The 16,349-nt window shown below is 65.9% G+C and carries 12 protein-coding genes and 4 tRNA genes; 6 read left to right on the top strand and 10 right to left on the bottom strand.

The genetic code is table 11. The features are described from left to right. Positions 1 to 157: 157 nt before the first annotated feature. The gene (locus AA0Z93_RS16035) at positions 158 to 703 is read left to right on the top strand and encodes a cytochrome b (RefSeq protein WP_413047946.1); all 546 of its coding nucleotides are present in this window, start codon (positions 158 to 160) and stop codon (positions 701 to 703) included. On the opposite strand, the gene AA0Z93_RS16030 is transcribed toward AA0Z93_RS16035, so the two are convergent. Then, positions 694 to 1,590, bottom strand: coding sequence for a 1-aminocyclopropane-1-carboxylate deaminase/D-cysteine desulfhydrase (locus AA0Z93_RS16030; RefSeq protein WP_413047947.1), 897 nt, complete (start codon positions 1,588 to 1,590; stop codon positions 694 to 696). The two genes, AA0Z93_RS16035 and AA0Z93_RS16030, sit on opposite strands and share 10 nt — an antisense overlap. 500 nt (positions 1,591 to 2,090) lie before the next feature. Continuing rightward, positions 2,091 to 4,265 (bottom strand): TonB-dependent siderophore receptor, encoded by a 2,175-nt coding sequence (locus tag AA0Z93_RS16025; protein ID WP_413047948.1) that lies wholly within the window; start codon positions 4,263 to 4,265, stop codon positions 2,091 to 2,093. Positions 4,266 to 4,448: 183 nt separating this feature from the next. On the opposite strand from AA0Z93_RS16025, the gene AA0Z93_RS16020 reads away from it, so the two are divergent. The 3 genes from AA0Z93_RS16020 to AA0Z93_RS16010 all read left to right on the top strand — a co-directional run bounded on the left by AA0Z93_RS16020 (position 4,449) and on the right by AA0Z93_RS16010 (position 7,459). Then, positions 4,449 to 5,141 carry a response regulator transcription factor gene (locus AA0Z93_RS16020; RefSeq protein WP_413047949.1) on the top strand — a complete coding sequence of 231 codons (693 nt, stop codon included), beginning with the start codon at positions 4,449 to 4,451 and terminating at the stop codon, positions 5,139 to 5,141. Then, positions 5,141 to 6,487: a histidine kinase sensor domain-containing protein gene (locus tag AA0Z93_RS16015; protein ID WP_413047950.1), complete on the top strand. Its 1,347-nt coding sequence runs from the start codon at positions 5,141 to 5,143 to the stop codon at positions 6,485 to 6,487. The genes AA0Z93_RS16020 and AA0Z93_RS16015 overlap by 1 nt, the downstream gene beginning before the upstream one ends. 81 nt (positions 6,488 to 6,568) lie before the next feature. Then, entirely contained in the window at positions 6,569 to 7,459 is an 891-nt protein-coding gene (locus AA0Z93_RS16010; RefSeq protein WP_413047951.1) for an alpha/beta hydrolase, read from the top strand. Between the two features lie 283 nt (positions 7,460 to 7,742). Here AA0Z93_RS16010 and AA0Z93_RS16005 read toward each other — a convergent pair whose 3' ends face one another. Next, positions 7,743 to 9,779, bottom strand: coding sequence for an NADPH-dependent 2,4-dienoyl-CoA reductase (locus AA0Z93_RS16005; RefSeq protein WP_413047952.1), 2,037 nt, complete (start codon positions 9,777 to 9,779; stop codon positions 7,743 to 7,745). A gap of 274 nt (positions 9,780 to 10,053) precedes the next feature. Between AA0Z93_RS16005 and AA0Z93_RS16000 the strand changes: the two genes are divergently transcribed. Together AA0Z93_RS16000 and AA0Z93_RS15995 are read left to right on the top strand one after the other, a co-directional pair. Then, positions 10,054 to 11,172 (top strand): nitrilase-related carbon-nitrogen hydrolase, encoded by a 1,119-nt coding sequence (locus AA0Z93_RS16000; protein WP_413047953.1) that lies wholly within the window; start codon positions 10,054 to 10,056, stop codon positions 11,170 to 11,172. A 2-nt stretch (positions 11,173 to 11,174) separates the two neighbouring features. Continuing rightward, positions 11,175 to 12,290, top strand: coding sequence for an AraC family transcriptional regulator (locus AA0Z93_RS15995; RefSeq protein ID WP_413047954.1), 1,116 nt, complete (start codon positions 11,175 to 11,177; stop codon positions 12,288 to 12,290). A gap of 112 nt (positions 12,291 to 12,402) precedes the next feature. Here AA0Z93_RS15995 and AA0Z93_RS15990 read toward each other — a convergent pair whose 3' ends face one another. The 7 genes from AA0Z93_RS15990 to AA0Z93_RS15960 form a co-directional block, all read right to left on the bottom strand. Continuing rightward, entirely contained in the window at positions 12,403 to 13,374 is a 972-nt protein-coding gene (locus AA0Z93_RS15990) for a DUF2242 domain-containing protein (RefSeq protein ID WP_413047955.1), read from the bottom strand. Positions 13,375 to 13,559: 185 nt separating this feature from the next. Next, positions 13,560 to 13,636, bottom strand: a tRNA-Asp gene (locus tag AA0Z93_RS15985). Between the two features lie 131 nt (positions 13,637 to 13,767). Further along, a tRNA-Asp gene (locus AA0Z93_RS15980) sits at positions 13,768 to 13,844 on the bottom strand. A gap of 96 nt (positions 13,845 to 13,940) precedes the next feature. After that, a tRNA-Asp gene (locus AA0Z93_RS15975) sits at positions 13,941 to 14,017 on the bottom strand. A 78-nt stretch (positions 14,018 to 14,095) separates the two neighbouring features. Beyond that, positions 14,096 to 14,171, bottom strand: a tRNA-Val gene (locus AA0Z93_RS15970). Between the two features lie 186 nt (positions 14,172 to 14,357). Next, entirely contained in the window at positions 14,358 to 15,128 is a 771-nt protein-coding gene (locus AA0Z93_RS15965; protein ID WP_413047956.1) for an SDR family oxidoreductase, read from the bottom strand. Continuing rightward, complete coding sequence (locus AA0Z93_RS15960) at positions 15,128 to 16,339, bottom strand: O-succinylhomoserine sulfhydrylase (protein ID WP_413047957.1); 1,212 nt, start codon at positions 16,337 to 16,339, stop codon at positions 15,128 to 15,130. Before AA0Z93_RS15960 ends, AA0Z93_RS15965 begins: the two co-directional genes overlap by 1 nt. Positions 16,340 to 16,349 lie beyond the last annotated feature (10 nt).

The following is a 16,349-nucleotide window of genomic DNA, read 5'->3' as shown; positions in this document are numbered from 1 at the left end:
TCCTGGTCCCTGAACCGAATACGTCCGGAACCTGCTCGGTCACGTGCCGCCAGGCTGCCGACTCGCGTCTAGACTCAGCGACGGCACGCTTGGATGCCTGCCCGCTGAGCGCCGACAGAGCGCGACCCGTTCCGTGACCTGATGACGAGACCCGCCCATGACCACAACCACCCCACCCGCGCATTACGCGCGGCTGTCGATCCTGCTGCACTGGCTGACACTCGTTCTGCTGGCGGCGGTCTACGCCTGCATCGAGTTTCGCGGCCTGTTTCCCCGCGACAGCGCCGAGCGCGACCTGATGAAAGCCTTGCACTTCATGCTCGGTCTGACCGTCTTCGTGCTGGTATGGCTGCGCCTGGCCGCACGCCTGCGCAACCCGACGCCGCCCATCCTGCCCAAGCCGCCCGCCTGGCAGACGGGCTTGGCGCACTTGGTGCACCTGCTGCTGTACGGGTTGCTGATCGGCATGCCGCTGGCCGGCTGGCTGATCCTCAGCGCCGCAGGCAAGCCGATTCCGTTCTACGGCCTGGAACTGCCCGCCTTGATCGAGCCCAACCCGGACCTTGCCAAGTTCATCAAGGGCTGGCATGAGCGGATCGGCACCTGGGGGTATTGGCTGATCGGCCTGCATGCCGTGGCCGGGCTGTACCACCACTGGGTGCGCCGCGACAACACGTTACGACGCATGCTGCCTCACCGATAACCGCGCCGCCCTTGCAACCCGCCGCCGTGCACCAGCAGCAGCCGGCTGCCGCGGGCGACTTGGCCGGTAGCGACCTGGTCGTGCAGCGCCATCAGCAGCTTGCCGCTGTACAGTGCCTCCAGCGGTACGCCGCCGTCGCGCTCGCAGGCATCGACGAAGCCCAGCAGCGCTGCGTCGATCTTTGCGAAGCCGCCGCGGCTGGCGTCGTGCAGGCGATAGCCATGATCACCGGCCAGAGCCCGCACGGTAGCTGCCACACCGTGGTCGGCTGGCAGTGCCAGTGCCCCGTGCACGGGGTGTGCGCCCGCCTCGGCCTGAACCAGGCCAGCCAACGTGGTGCCGGTGCCCACGGCCAGCCACCAGGCGTCGTAGTCGGCCCAGCCGAGCGCCGGCAACTGCTCGCGCGCCTGCGCGACGATGGCGTGGCAACCCAACGCCCCCTCTACCCCGCCACCGCCTTCGGGGATGCAGTACCAACCGGGATAACGCGTGTGCCAAGGCATCCAGAAATCGGCCTGGTGCCGCGCGCGGTAGCCGCCGTAGCCCAACCAGTGCAGTTGCATGCCGAAACGCCGAAGGTCCTCGACGGTCGGCGTTTGCTGGGCATGCCCGCGCAGCAGGCCAGCGGTGGGGATCCCCAAGCGCTGGCCGGCCGCCGCCAGGGCGTGCAGGTGGTTGGAATGGGCGCCGCCCAGGCTGATCAGGCCGGGCGCACCGGTGGCATGGGCCGCGAGCAGGTGATGGCGCAACTTGAACCACTTGTTGCCACCGATGAGTGGGTCGATCAGGTCCAGGCGCAGGATCGCGGCCTGCACGCCCGCCTGTTCGAGCCAGGGCAGGTTCAGGGGTTGCAAGGGAGCGACGGGGAGTTCGGGGAGGACCGGCATGCGAGCATTGGGTACTGGGCGGGGGCGGCAGTCTAGCAGGTGACGCGTGGTACCTGGACGGGAACAGCGGGTAGTCGCAGCTGAGCGCCCGCATCTACAGGGGGCTGGGTATCGGACTTGCGGCAGGGGGCACATCTTGGCGAGCAGTCCAAGTTTGGGAGCTGTCCACTCATGTAGGAGCGACTTGAGTCGCGATGGGCGGCATCACCGCCCCAGATCAGGCACCGTTTAACCCTGTGTCGAGCGGTATTGCGGCCATTAGGCCGGCGACGTCGGCCATCGCGGCTAAAGCCGCTCCCACAAGAGTCGCGATGGGCGGCATCGCCGCCCCAGATCAAGCACCATTTAACCCTGTGTCGAGAGGTATTGCGGCCAGTGGGCCGGCGACGCCGGCCATCGCGGCTAATCGGAGCGCCGAACCGGCCGCTCCCACAAGTTTTGGGGGCAGTCCACACTGGCTGACACAGACTGGCTTGGTGCATACGCAGGTGCAAACAGGCTCAGAAATCGTAGCGTGCACCCACCATCATGCTGCGCGACGGCCCGTAGAAGTTGAAGGTCGAGGTCGAGCCCACCCGCGACAGGTAATCGCGGTCGAACAGGTTGTTGACGTTCAGCGTGGCGGTCAGCTTGGACGTGACCGGGTACGAGAGCAACGCATCCACCGTGGCATAGCCCGGCGCATCGATGCGCACGCCACCGTTTTCGGCGTAGAAGTCGCTCATCGCCGAGATGCCACCGCCGATCGCCAGCCCCTGCAACGGACCCTGGTCGAGGGTGTACTTGGTCCACAATGAAGCCTGCTGGCGCGGCATGATGAAGAAGGTGGTCTGCGCGTCGCCTTTGACGGTTTCGGTGTCCATCCAGGTGTAGCCAGCCAGCAGTTCCCAGTTCGGCGTGAGCTTGCCGCTGACTTCCACTTCGGCGCCCTTGACCCGGGTCTTGCCGGACGCCACCGAGGCCGTGGTGGCCACGCCGTTGACGTCGTACAGCGTAGTGGCACGGTTCTCGTCGGTCAGGCGGAATGCCGACAGCCGCGTGTTCAGGTCACCGCCGAAGTAACTGCTCTTGAGGCCGAACTCGTACTGCTCGCCTTCCCGGGGCTTGAGCACCCGGCCACTCTGGTCGGTTTCCGATTGCGGCTTGAACACCTGCGAATAGCTCGCGTACAGCGCGTGGTTGTCGTTCAGGTCGTAGACCACGCCGCCATAAGGGGTGAAGTGGCCGTCCACGCGCTTGTCGTCGGCGACCGTCGCGCCACTCTTGAACGTGGTGGTGTAGAAGTCGCCGCGGTACCAGCTGAAACGGCCACCGGCGATCAACGCCAGGCGCTCGACCGGGCGGAAGGTGACTTTCGAGTACAGCCCGTACTCCTCTTCCTGCATGCCCGTCTCGGTGCTGTAGTTGGGCGAGGGTTTGGCGAAGCGCTGCGGCGAATAGGTATTGACGTTGATCGCGCCCAGGTTGGTGGTGCCGTTGCGGTACTCGGTGTCGTAGTTCTTGTAGTCGCTGCCGACCACGAACTCACTGACCTGGCCGAAGGTTTCGAACGGCTGGCTGTAGCTGGCGTCGAGCGAATAGGTGTCCTGAGTGAAGTCGCGCGCGCTGGCGCGCTCGGAGTTGGCGCCGTTGACGGCGTTGGTGGCGGTGAAGGCGTACAGGTAATCGGTGTCGCGGTGCGAGCCGCGGGCGGCGACCCGGCCATAGCCGCCATTGTCGAAGCGGTGGGTCAGCTCGGCGACCAGGTCGGTGGTCTTGCCGTCGAAGGAGTTCCAGTCGGCGCCCAGGAAGCGCGAATGGCTGAAGTCCGGCACCTCGCCCGACAGCGTGGCCGGGTAGCCGTTGTGCGGGGTGATGTTCTTCACTTCGTGGATCAGGCCGAACGACAGCTCGGTGGCTTCGTCGAGGTCGATGTCCAGCGCGCCGTAGTAGCTGTTGCTGGTGTTGGCGTTGTAGTCCACCTCACCGTTGGTGTCGTCCCGCGAGGCGACGAAACGCCCGCGCACGCGACCGGCCTGGTCGAGCGGGCCGCTGAGGTCGACTTCCTCATGGTTGGTGTCCCAGGTGCCATAGCGACCTTCGACGTGGCCCTGGAACTCGGCGGTCGGACGCTTGCGCACCATGTTGACGATGCCGCCCAGTTCGCTGGTGCTGCTGAACAGCCCGGCCGGGCCGCGCATGATCTCGACCCGGTCGAACGCCGCCAGCGACGGCACGGTGCCGAAGATGCTGGCCATCGGCGCCGGCAGGCCGTCGATGTTGAATTCGCTGTATTCGTAACCACGGGCGTAGATCGACGAACGCCCGCTGTCGTTGGTCAGGGTGCGCAGACCGGCGGTGTATTTGGCCAGGTCGTCGAGGTGCACGAATTGGCGGTCCTTGACGTAGTCTTGGGTGTAGACGGTGATCGACTGCGGAATGTCCTTCAATGCGGCGGGGGTCTTGGTGCCCACGGTGGCGGCATCGACGCTGTAGCCGCCGGTGGCTTCGGACGGCAGCATGTCGTACAGGCGATTGCCGTCGATGGTCAGCGCCGGCAGGTCCAACACGCCCTCATCGCCCGCCTGCAAGGCCACCGTTTCGGCCAGCGCCGACAGCGAAAAGGGCGCCAGCAGCCCCACCACGATCCAACGCCTTACCCGTACCACGCTCCCCGCGCGTTCAAAACCGTTCATGTCGCCCCTATATGCGCAAATGGCAAAAATTCTCAAACGAAAGAGTTTGTTATTTGCGAAGGATATCGAATGAAAATCGGGGGTGCAGCAGGCTTAACTTTATTAACACAGGCAAGCGTTGCCCTCCTGTCACCGGCAATGGGATGATTCGCAACTGATACGAATTCTCATCCAAGGCCCGCCGTGCCCACCTCACTCCTGCTCGCCGAAGACGATCCGCGCCTGCGCCATGATCTCGAACGCCACTTCCTCAACCGCGGCTTCGACGTGCAAGCCTGCGCCACAGGCACCGAAGCGCTTGCGGCCATGCAACGCGCGGACTTCGAGCTGGTGCTCCTGGACATCCTGCTGCCGGGCATCGACGGTCTGAGCCTGCTCGATGCGCTGCGCAAGCGCCAGGCGGTGCCGGTGATGCTGATGTCGGCGCTAGGCGCCGAGCAGGACCGCATCAGCGGTTTCACCCGCGGCGCCGACGACTACCTGCCCAAGCCCTTCAGCCTGGCCGAGCTCGATGCCCGGGTCGATGCGCTGCTGCGCCGCGTGGCGTTCGACCGGCGGCCCATATCCTCTGGCGATGCCGGCGAGGTCAGGCTCGACCACGAGCGTCAGGATGTCCTGTACGAAAGCCGCGCGGCCGGCCTCACCGCCTCCGAGTTCCGCCTGCTGGCCACCCTGCACGCACATCCCGGCGAAGCCTTGAGCAAAGCCTTTCTGTACCAGACCGTGCTGTATCGCGCCTACACCCGTCTGGACCGGGGCCTGGACGTGCACGTGTGCAATCTGCGGCGCAAATTGGCCGACATCGGTGCCCAGCATTTGCAGATCCAGGCCGTACGCGGCCAGGGCTACCTGCTGGTCGATACGGAGCAGCCCTGATGCGCCGCCATCCGCTGCTATGGAAGCTGGCCTTGCTGCAGGTCGGCTTCTGCTTGTTGCTGGTCTGGCTGATCTGGACCTGGGGCCTGTCGGTGGAGCGCAGCTCCTACTTTCTCTCGCAGGACGACCAAGGCTACCTGGCGCGCTACGCGGCGCAGGCCGAACAGACGTGGGCGCGCGGCGGTGCGGCAGCAACGCAGGTGTGGCGCAAGCAGTTGGCGTCGCAGGAAAACACCTGGGTGGCGGTGATCGGGCCACAGTTGCAAAGCCTGGGCACCACGCCCCTGAGCGCCGAGGAAGCCAGCCACCTGACCTTCATGCGCAAGCTCGACTGGCCGCTGAGCCGCCGCCTGCAGGACGAACTGCCCTACGTCAGCATCGCGTTTCCCGAACACCCCGAGCGGGGTCGTCTGGTCATGCAACTGCCCGAACGCCTGCTGCCCACCGGCCTTACCCCCTGGACCCACGTGGTCACCCATGGCCTGGCCCCCGCTCTGCTGGCGCTGCTGTTGGGGCTGTTGCTGTACCGCCATCTGGTGGTGCCGCTGAACCGCCTGCGCGACCGCGCCGACGCCTTGCGCGCCGACGACCTCGACAGCCCCGGCCTACCCCTGCAACGGCGCCGCGACGAGCTGGGCGAACTGGCCCAGGCCTTCGAACACATGGCCGGGCGTCTGCGTCAAAGCCTGGAGCAACAGCGCCTGCTGCTGCGTACCCTGTCCCACGAGTTGCGCACGCCCCTGGCGCGGTTGCGCATCGCGCACGACAGCGACCTGCCGCCAGAACAATTGCGCGAGCGCCTGGACCGTGAAGTCGCCGACATGCAGAAGCTGCTGGAAAACACCCTGGACTTGGCCTGGATGGACACCGAACAGCCCAGCCTGCCGACCGAGCCGCTGCTGGTGCTGTCGCTGTGGGAGGCGCTGTGCGAGGACATCTGCTTCGAAAGCGGTTGGCCGCGCACGCGTCTGCCCTGCTCGCTGGGTGTCGATTGCCGCGTGCAGGCGCATCTGGACAGCCTGGCCCAGGCCCTGGAAAACCTGCTGCGCAACGCCATCCGCCACTCACCGGCCGGCGGCGAGGTGCGTCTCGATGGCTGGCGCGAGGGCGAGTGCTGGCACCTGCGCCTGAGCGATCAAGGCCCCGGCGTGCCGGACAGCGAACTGGAACGGATCTTCCAACCCTACCAGCGCCTGGCCGGCAGCGGCGCAGGCTTCGGCCTGGGTCTGGCCATCGCCCGCCGCGCCGTGGAGCTGCAAGGCGGCCGCCTGTGGGCCAGCAATGCGCAGCCGGGTCTTTGCCTGCACCTGCTCTTACCGGTCGCCAGCGACGGTTTAGAAGGTTAAGACGCTTTACCTGTGCATTCGACGGCCTACCATCTGCCCCTCACGCCTGGCAGCCCTTGCCCGGCCTCGACGAGACGAACGATGAGCAAGACGACCCTGGCCCTGGCGTTGGCCCTGGCTACCGTGGCACCTGCCGCCCTGGCGCAGCCCGACCCCATGCAAACCATGGACACCTCGCTGCTCGAGCGCACCGACTTGGCATACCGCTTCAAGCAACTGGACCTGGATTCGCGCGACGGCCAGCGTCATTACCGCTTGTGGGTCGGCCAACCGAACCGTCCAGCCCCGGCGGCAGGCTATCCGGTGCTGTGGATGCTCGACGGCAATGCCGCCCTGGGCGCTTTGCACAGCCAGCAACTGGACGCATTGGCCGCCGGCCAGGCGCCGCTACTGGTGGCGGTGGGCTACCAAAGCGAACAGCGCATCGAGCGCGCCTCGCGCACCTATGACTACACGCCAAGCGTGCCTGGCTTGAACGAACAGCGCGATCCGCTGACCCAACAGCCCAGCGGCGGCGTGGACGCGTTTCTCGACCTGCTGACCGGACGCATGCGCACGCTGGTGGCGGCGCAGGCGCCAATCGACCCCGAACGCCAGACGCTGTGGGGGCATTCCTACGGTGGGCTGGCGGTACTGCACACGCTGTTCACGCGGCCCGGCGCGTTCAGCGGATACGCCGCAGCCAGTCCGTCGCTGTGGTGGCGCGAGGGTGCGCTGGGGCGAGAGGTCGAGGGCTTGGCTGGGCGCCTGCGCGGCGCGCGGCCGGACGTGCTGCTGATGCGCGGCTCCGAGGAGCCTGGCAGCCCAGGAGGTCGCGTGCAGGGCGATGGCGGGCAGCCACTGCGTGATCTGGCAGCGCAGCTGGCGAAGATCGATGGTGTGAAGGTGCGCGTGCAGGGTTTCGAAGGGCTGGGGCATGGGCCGATGTTGGCGGAATCGTTGCGCAGGGTGGTGGAAGGGATGTCGCAATGAGTGGGGTTGAAGCCGCCATGGGGTCATCTGATCACCAGCAGCCGAACTGCTGGGGGTGAGACATTGGTGCGGGCATCTGCCCTGCCGGGCTCTGTCTGAAAAGTTCTGAGACGAAGGTCAGGCAGGGTCGAGGGCGGCCCTGCGAAAATCCGTAAGTCGGCATTGCCGGCATCACGGCCGGGAATGCGCACATGGCCCTGCCACGGTCCGCCAGCCAGTGTTGCAGGTACCGCAATCGGCAGTATGGCCGGTTTGAGCAGATCGCCACACCGGCCGCCAACCGCTACAACTCGGCCGCCAACCGCGATCCCTGGCCGATGGCACGCTTGGCGTCCAGCTCGGCGGCCACGTCCGCGCCGCCGATCAGGTGCACCGACTGCCCTGCGGCCTGCAAGCCGTCGTAAAGCTCGCGCAGCGGTTCCTGCCCGGCACACAGCACCACATTGTCCACCGCCAGCACCTGCGGTTCGCCGTCGCCGATGCGTACGTGCAACCCGGCATCGTCTACCCGCAAATACTCGACACCGTTGAGCATGCGCACCTGGCGCTGCTTGAGCCCGGCACGGTGGATCCAGCCGGTGGTCTTGCCCAGCCCGTCGCCCACCTTCGACGCCTTGCGCTGCAACAGGTACACCTCGCGCGCCGGTGGCTGCGGCTGCGCCACGATACCGGCAACGCCGCCGCGGGCCTCGAGCCGGGTATCGATGCCCCACTCCCTCCAGAACGCCTCGCGGTCCAGACTGGTGGCCACACCTTGATGCACCAGGTATTCGCTGACATCGAAGCCGATGCCGCCGGCACCGATCACCGCCACCCGCCGACCGACCGGCTGGCGTTCGAGCAGCACGTCCAGGTAGCTCAGCACCTTGGCGTGCTCGATACCGGGGATGGCCGGCACGCGCGGGCTGATGCCGGTGGCGAGGATCACTTCGTCGTAGCTGCCATCGAGCAAGGCTTGCACCTCGACGCGGGTGCCCAGGCGCAGGTCGACGCCGGTGCGTTCGATCCTGTCGGCGAAGTAGCGCAGGGTTTCGTAGAACTCCTCCTTGCCGGGAATACGCTTGGCGACGTTGAACTGGCCGCCGATCTCGCTGCCGGCGTCGAACAGCGTCACGCGGTGGCCGCGCTGCGCGGCGACGGTCGCCGCAGCCAACCCGGCCGGGCCTGCGCCCACGACGGCGATGCGCTTGGGGTGGGCGCTCGGCAGGTAGTTGAGCTCGGTTTCGTAACAGGCACGCGGGTTGACCAGGCAGGTGGTCAGCTTGCCGGCGAAGGTGTGGTCCAGGCAGGCCTGGTTGCAGCCGATGCAGGTGTTGATGGACTGTGCCTGGCCTGCGGCCGCTTTGTTGACGAATTCAGGATCGGCCAGGAAGGGCCTGGCCATCGACACCATGTCGGCATCCCCAGCCGCCAGCACCGCCTCGGCCACCTGCGGCATGTTGATGCGGTTGGTGGTGATCAGCGGAATGCCGACTTCGCCGCGCAGCTTGGCAGTGACCTTGCTGAAAGCCGCGCGCGGCACCTTGGTGGCGATGGTCGGGATGCGCGCCTCGTGCCAGCCGATGCCGGTGTTGATCAGGGTGGCACCGGCCCGTTCGATGGCCTTGGCCAGGCGCACGACCTCGTCCCAATCGCTGCCGCCGTCGACCAGATCGAGCATCGACAGGCGGAAGATGATGATGAAGTTCGGCCCCACCGCTTCACGGATGCGCCCGACGATGTCCACGGCCAGGCGCATGCGGTTGTCGAAGCTGCCGCCCCAGCGGTCGGTGCGGGTGTTGGTGCAGGCGGCGAGGAACTGGTTGATGAAATAGCCTTCCGAGCCCATCACCTCGACGCCGTCGTAACCGGCGCGCTGGGCCAGCATCGCGCAGCGGACGAAGTCGGCGATCTGCTGCTTGATGCCGGCGTCGTCCAGCGCCTTGGGCGTGAACGGATTGATCGGCGCCTTGAGCGCGCTGGGGGCGACCTGCCTGGGGCTGTAGGCGTAGCGCCCGGCGTGCAGGATCTGCAGGCAGATCTTGCCGCCGGCCTGGTGCACGGCCTCGGTGACCAGACGATGGCGCTCGGCTTCCTCGTCGGTGCTGAGCTTGGCGGCGCCCGCGTACACCCCGCCCTCCTCGTTCGGCGCGATGCCGCCGGTGACCATCAGCCCGACGCCACCGCGCGCGCGCTCGGCGAAGTAGGCCGCCATGCGCTCGAATCCGCCGGGCTTTTCTTCGAGGCCGGTGTGCATCGAGCCCATCAAGGTACGGTTGCGCAAGGTGGTGAAGCCCAGGTCGAGCGGGGCCAACAGGTGCGGGTAAGGCGAGGCCGTCATGGGTAGGTCCTATGGCAGGGTCACGGGAAGCGAGGCCTCGTGCGGGAGGTGGGCCTCTTCATGGATGAGAGCGACATTAACCAGCTATGATTGCCACCTCAATGATCGTAACTGACAAATGGGTAACCGCTTCTGACACTGCCCGCTCGCATCGATCGGTTTGACAGCGGTCCGTATTCGGCCTTGTTGCGAACGAAAAGCGATTGATGAGAGTTTGCGCCGCGCCGGTTTGCTCGTACCCTTGTCGCCCCAGCCACCGAACAGACACGGTTTCATGCGAAAACTGCTTTGCGGCGCTTTGGCGCTGTTGTTGCTCGTAGCGCTTGGCGGCTACGGCCTTTGGACCCTGCAACGCCCGGAAGGGCATTACCTGTCGGACCTGCGCGTCGAGCTCGCACTGAACCACGGCGAACCGAGCGAGCGTGGCAACCTGCTGGGGGTCGAGCCTTTGCTGTTTCCAGGCGACTATCAGAACCTGGCGCGCCTGGAGCGCAAGCTTGCGGCCTACCTGCAACGGGCCCGTGACCAAGGCCTGATCAATCCCCGTACCGTCGTGGTCCTGCCCGAACACATCGGCACCTGGCTGTGGGCACGCGGCGAGAAGAACGCGCTGTATCAGGAGCCCCATCGTCGCGAAGCCTTGCAATGGCTGGAGCTGAGCAACCCGCTGCATTACGGCATGGCCATGCTGCGCGCCACCGGCGATGACCGACGCGCCGACGCGCACCTGCGCATGAAGGCCGAGCAAATGGCCGCCGATTACCAGCAGCTGTTCGGGGAGCTGGCCAAACGTTTCCAGGTCACCTTGGTAGCCGGTTCGATCATTTTGCCGGCGCCTTTCATCGCCGAGGGTGTGCTGCATGCAGGCAGCGGGCCGCTGTTCAACGCCAGCGTGGTGTTCGCCGCCGACGGCAGCCCGTTGGGCCAGCCGCAGCGCCAGCGCTACCCCGACAGCGAGTTGCGCCGCTTCGTCGAACCGGGCGCGGCCGCACCTGCACAAGTGCTCGACACCCCGGCCGGGCGGCTGGCGGTGCTGGTGGGTAGCGACAGTTGGTACCCGCAGAACTATCGGCAGTTGCACGCGCAATCGGTGGAACTGATCGCCAATCCAGCCTTCGTGACCGGCCGGGACGCATGGCAGGCGCCCTGGCGCGGCAACCGCCATCAGGCCGCTGCGCAAGCGCTGGCCTTGCAGCGTGGCGAAGTCAGCGAACGAGACGCCTGGCAGCGTCTGATCCAGGCCGCTGCCGGTAAGGCGACCAGCATCAGCGTCTTCGCGCGCGGGCAGTTCTGGGAGCAGACCGTCGGCGGCCAAGGCTTCGTCAACCGCGACGGGCAGAGCCTGACCGCCCCGCCCAGCCAGGGCGCGCGAATACTCAATCTGTGGCTGTGAGCGTGCAAGGCCGGGCTGCGCTACGCCTGGGCGACCTGTCGGTCGGGCTGGTGCAGCCGCTGGCCGATGCGCTGCGCGAGCTTGGCTACGATCCCGAGCCCCTGCTGCAACGCTATGGTCTGGATGCCGCGCGCCTGGCGCAGGTTGGCGCGCGATTGTCGATTCCGCGCTACATGCACCTGGGACATGCCGCCATCGCGATGTGCGGCGATCCCGGACTAGGCCTGTGCATGGGCCGCCACAGTCGCCTGGCCCACGCCGGGCTTGCCGGTGTCACCGCAGGCCAGGCGCCCACCGTGCGCGCTGCGGCCCAGGCACTGCTGCGTTTCGAACCGCTGTACGCGAGCAACTACCGAGGTCGCTGCAGCTTCGAGGAAGACGCCCACGGCGCATGGTTGAATTTCTATTCCATCAGTCCTTACAACGCCTACAACCGCTTCGTGGTGGATTCGTTGCTGAGCGGCTGGTTGACGCAGCTTTCCGGCGTGGCAAACAGGCCGCTGCGCGCCGAGCGCTTGCACATCGAATTCCCCGCGCCCGCCGAAGCCGAGCGCTACCAGGCGTTGTGCGAACATCCCGTGCAGTTCGGCGGCGAGGCCAATCGCCTGAGGCTGGGGCGCGTCGCTCTCGATGTGCGCAACCCTGTGCACTGCCCCGGCACCTGGCAGCATCTGCTGCAATTGTGCGAAGCCGAACTCGACCAGCTCACCCGCGTACGCAGCTTGCGCGAACGCATCATCCACCTGCTGGGCCCGCAATTGAGCGGCGGACGCGAACCGAACCTGGAAGACGTAGCGCAGCGCATGGGCCTGCCGAGCTGGACGTTGCGTCGTCAGTTGGCCGAAGAAGGCACCGGGTTTCGCGAGCTGCTCAATGGCATGCGTCGCGACCTGGCCGAGACCTACATTCGCGATACGGTATTGAGCTTTGGTGAAGTGGCTTACGTACTGGGGTTCACCTCGGCGGAAGCCTTCCAACGCGCGTTCAAGCGCTGGACAGGCGTCACGCCGGGAAGCTATCGACGCCAGCAGCGTCGGTTGAATCAAAGCTCGGTGGCGTCTTCGACGCCGTCCGACCCTTCGGCCTCGAAGGCCTGGGCTTCCAGCAACTCTTCCTGATAATCATCCATGGCCCGGCTCCCGTCGTCGTCGAGTGGTGTGTGGCATCACGTTATTGCACGTGGATGAACGCGTGATGACACTCAAAACAACGTAGCAGGCCGATCGGGATTCACTGTGCGGGTTGTGTAGTCGCCGGTGTGACGGTGCTGTCGGTTTCGCTCGCCGGGGACGCCTCGACCGCCTGGGTCTGCGACTCGGGCGTGATCTGAATGGGCTCGCCTGCCGCCGGTGGGGCGATGGGTTGCGAGCCCTGGCTGTCGTCGACTGCGGGCGCAGCTTGCGGACTGCCCGCTTGCGCGGCCGCTGCGGGCGCGGGAGCCTGGGTGGCGGGCGTTGCAGCGCTCGCAGGCACGGCCGAGCTGTCGGCCGTCACCGGCGCGGCAGCTGCGGCGGTGTGCGCGCCAGCAGTCAGGGCGTTGTCGGCGACGGGTGCCGAAGCGTTGCCGGCCGCCGGTGTCGAAGCCGGTTCTGGCAGGCCGAGGTCGGGCGCGCTGGCTGGCATTTTGGCGGCTTCGGCGGGGGGCGCCACCGCGGGGGTGTTCTGCGCTTTTTTCGGCTTGGGCAGGTAGCTTTCCACCAGCGCGAAGTAGCGATCGTAGAACTGCGCGGCGGTTACGGTCTCGCTGGCGACTTTGACCATCGAGTCGTCGCTCGAACCGATGGGCATCGACACCGAACCGAGAATGCCGACTCCAAGGCTGGCCGAAGTATTGGATTTTTTCAGGCTGTAGCGGTCCTGCAAGGCGTTGGCGAACATGGTCGAGCGTTGCTCGTCGCTGCTGTCGGGTGCGCAGGTCACGTTGAAGCTGATCTGCAGGTGGTTCTCGCTGTTCTGCTGGAAGCTCTTGTTACCTGCCACCTGATTGGCATCGCTGCTGGTGATGATGTAGCCCTGACTGAGCAATGCCCGCCGCGCCGCCTCGCACGAGCCTGCTTCGTTCACGGGAAAGCTGCGCGAATAGGTGCCCGAGTTGTCGAAGTTCTCGTGCTCGTAGATGGCGGTTTTTTTCGAGGCACAGCCGGATGCGCCTGCCAGGCTGAGCGCTAGCCCAAGCACAGCGAGGGCGGATGATTTAGACATTGCCATTACCGGGAAAAATCGAATGGGGCGTATTGTGCATCACATGCCATGAGGACAGGAACCGCTCATCGGTATTGGTCGAGCCCAAGTCGGCACTCCATGTTGCCAAACGGCAGACACAAAAAAAGCGACCTTGAGGTCGCTTTCTTCGTGCTCCAAGGCGTTCAAGGACCTTGGAGCGGATATGGCGCAGCGGACGGGACTCGAACCCGCGACCCCCGGCGTGACAGGCCGGTATTCTAACCGACTGAACTACCGCTGCGTATCGCATGGGCTTGCGCCCGGTGGAACCGTTTTGCCGCTTGGCCACAGAGGCCTTGGCAGCACACATGAACACCGATTGGTTCGGTTCTCATGCTGCGTCGAGTCGTTCTAGGGAACTCGATGCGAAGATGGCGCAGCGGACGGGACTCGAACCCGCGACCCCCGGCGTGACAGGCCGGTATTCTAACCGACTGAACTACCGCTGCGTATCGTACAGGCTTGCGCCCGCTTGAAACTGGGATCTGGCCTCAGGGCTTGCCTGGCGACCTCAGACCGGTGTGAACACCCATCTGGATAAAAAGTGGCGCAGCGGACGGGACTCGAACCCGCGACCCCCGGCGTGACAGGCCGGTATTCTAACCGACTGAACTACCGCTGCGCAGATGGGCTAATGCCCTGTTCCTCTCTACTGAAGCGTGCCGTGAAGCACTTTCAGACTCAGGAACGTCTCAGGAAGTGGTGGGTGATGACGGGATCGAACCGCCGACCCTCTGCTTGTAAGGCAGATGCTCTCCCGGCTGAGCTAATCACCCGTGTGTTGCGTTTGCTTCGCTGAGGCCGCGAAATTTACGCAGGTGACGAAGCTAAGTCAATACCCCCGTTGAATTTTTTTCAAAATCCTCAGGTGGCGTTACATGCCCGCACAGGCTGCGAACCTTGCCTATCCACCTTGAAAACGCAACGGGGCGCAGGGCCCCGTGTTTGCACTCCGATAGCGGTCAGCGATAGATCATCTTGCGCGTCATGCCGCCATCGACCACGAACTCCTGCCCCGTCACGAAACCCGACTGGCGCGACAGCAGCCATGCAACCAACGCTGCCACGTCTTCCACCGTCCCTACCCTACCGCTCGGATGCTGCGCGTGGTCCTCGTCGGCAAGCGGTTCGGCGCGGCGCTCCGAAGGATCGCGCGCATCGATCCAGCCGGGGCTGACGGCGTTGACGCGAATGTCCGGCCCCAAACTCACGGCCAGGGCATGGGTCAGCGCCACGAGCCCGCCCTTGCTGGCCGCGTAGGCCTCGGTGTCGGGTTCGGATTGTTGCGCGCGGGTGGAGGCGATGTTGACGATCGCACCGCCATGGGCCCGCAGGTAAGGGGCGCAGTGTTTGGCCAGTAACAGGGGGCCGGTGAGGTTGATCGCCAGTGTGCGATTCCATTTGGCCAGCGACAGGGTTTCCAGCGGCCCGTTGTCCGGGTTGGCGACCGCCGCATTGCAGATCAGGGCGTCGAGGCGACCGAACTGGCCGAGCACCTCCGAGACCGCCGCCCTCACCTGCGCTTCCTCCGCCACGTCCAGCGTGATGAACCAGGCGTTGTCACCCAAGGCTTTGGCGACCTTGGAGCCGCGCTTGCGGTCCAGGTCGCCGAGCACCACCTGCCAACCTTCGCAGATCAGCCACGCAGCGATGCCCAGGCCAATACCGCGTGCGGCACCGGTGACCAGAGCGACCCGACCATTGAGGCCGGGCTGCGCTTTTTGCCAATCCATCACAGTGCGGCCAGCCCCCGCGCCAGATCCGCTTGCAGGTCGGCGAGGTCTTCCAGGCCGACTGCGACACGGATCAGGTTGTCGCGAATGCCTGCGGCCTCACGCTCCTGGGGCGACAGGCGACCATGGGAGGTAGTGGCGGGATGGGCGATGGTGGTCTTGCTGTCGCCGAGGTTGGTGGTGATCGAGATCACCCGGGTAGCGTCGATGAAGCGCCAGGCTGCCTCTTTGCCGCCCCTGACTTCGAAACTGACCACCGCGCCGAAGCCGCTCATCTGCCGCTTGGCCAGCTCATGCTGCGGATGGCTGGGAAGACCTGCGTAGTGCACGCGCTCGATGCCATCCTGCTGTTCCAGCCACTGCGCCAGCGCCTGGGCGCTCTCACAGTGCGCACGCATGCGCAGCCGCAAGGTTTCCAGGCCCTTGGTGAAGATCCAGGCGTTGAACGGGCTGAGGGTCGGCCCGGCAGTACGCAGGAAGCCCACGACTTCCTTCATCTGCTCGTGACGCCCCGCCACAGCACCGCCCATGCAGCGCCCTTGGCCGTCGATGAACTTGGTCGCCGAATGGAACACGATGTCGGCACCCAGCTTGAGCGGTTGTTGCAACGCCGGCGTGCTGAAGCAGTTGTCCACCACCAGCAACGCGCCGCCCGCGTGGGCGATGTCGGCCAGCGCCGGAATGTCCACCACTTCGGCCAACGGGTTCGAAGGCGATTCGACCAGCAGCAGGCGCGTGTTGGCCTTGAGCGCGGCCTTCCAGCCGGCGAGGTCTGCCAACGGCACGTAATCCACCTGCACGCCGAAGCGCTTGAAGTACTTGTCGAACAGGCTGATGGTCGAGCCGAACACGCTTTGCGAGACCAGCACATGGTCGCCGGAACTGCACTGCGACATGACGATCGCCAGGATCGCCGCCATCCCCGTGGAGGTGCCGACAGCCTGCTCAGCCCCTTCCATGGCCGCCAGACGCTCTTCGAACGCCCGCACGGTAGGGTTGGTGTAACGCGAATAGACATTGCCCGGCGTTTCGCCGGCAAAGCGCGCCGCCGCATCGGCCGCGGTGCGGAACACGTAGCTCGAGGTCAGGAACAGCGCTTCGCTGTGCTCGCCCTCGGGTGTGCGCTGTTGCCCGGCGCGAACCGCGAGGGTGTCGAAACCGACACCCTCCAGGTCGCTGTCCAATCGCCCGGCATCCCATTGATCCGTCATGCCGTCGCTC

Origin of the sequence: Pseudomonas phoenicis (assembly GCF_047302395.1) — a bacterium.
Classification (GTDB): domain Bacteria; phylum Pseudomonadota; class Gammaproteobacteria; order Pseudomonadales; family Pseudomonadaceae; genus Aquipseudomonas.
This window is presented reverse-complemented; position numbering and strand designations above follow the sequence as displayed.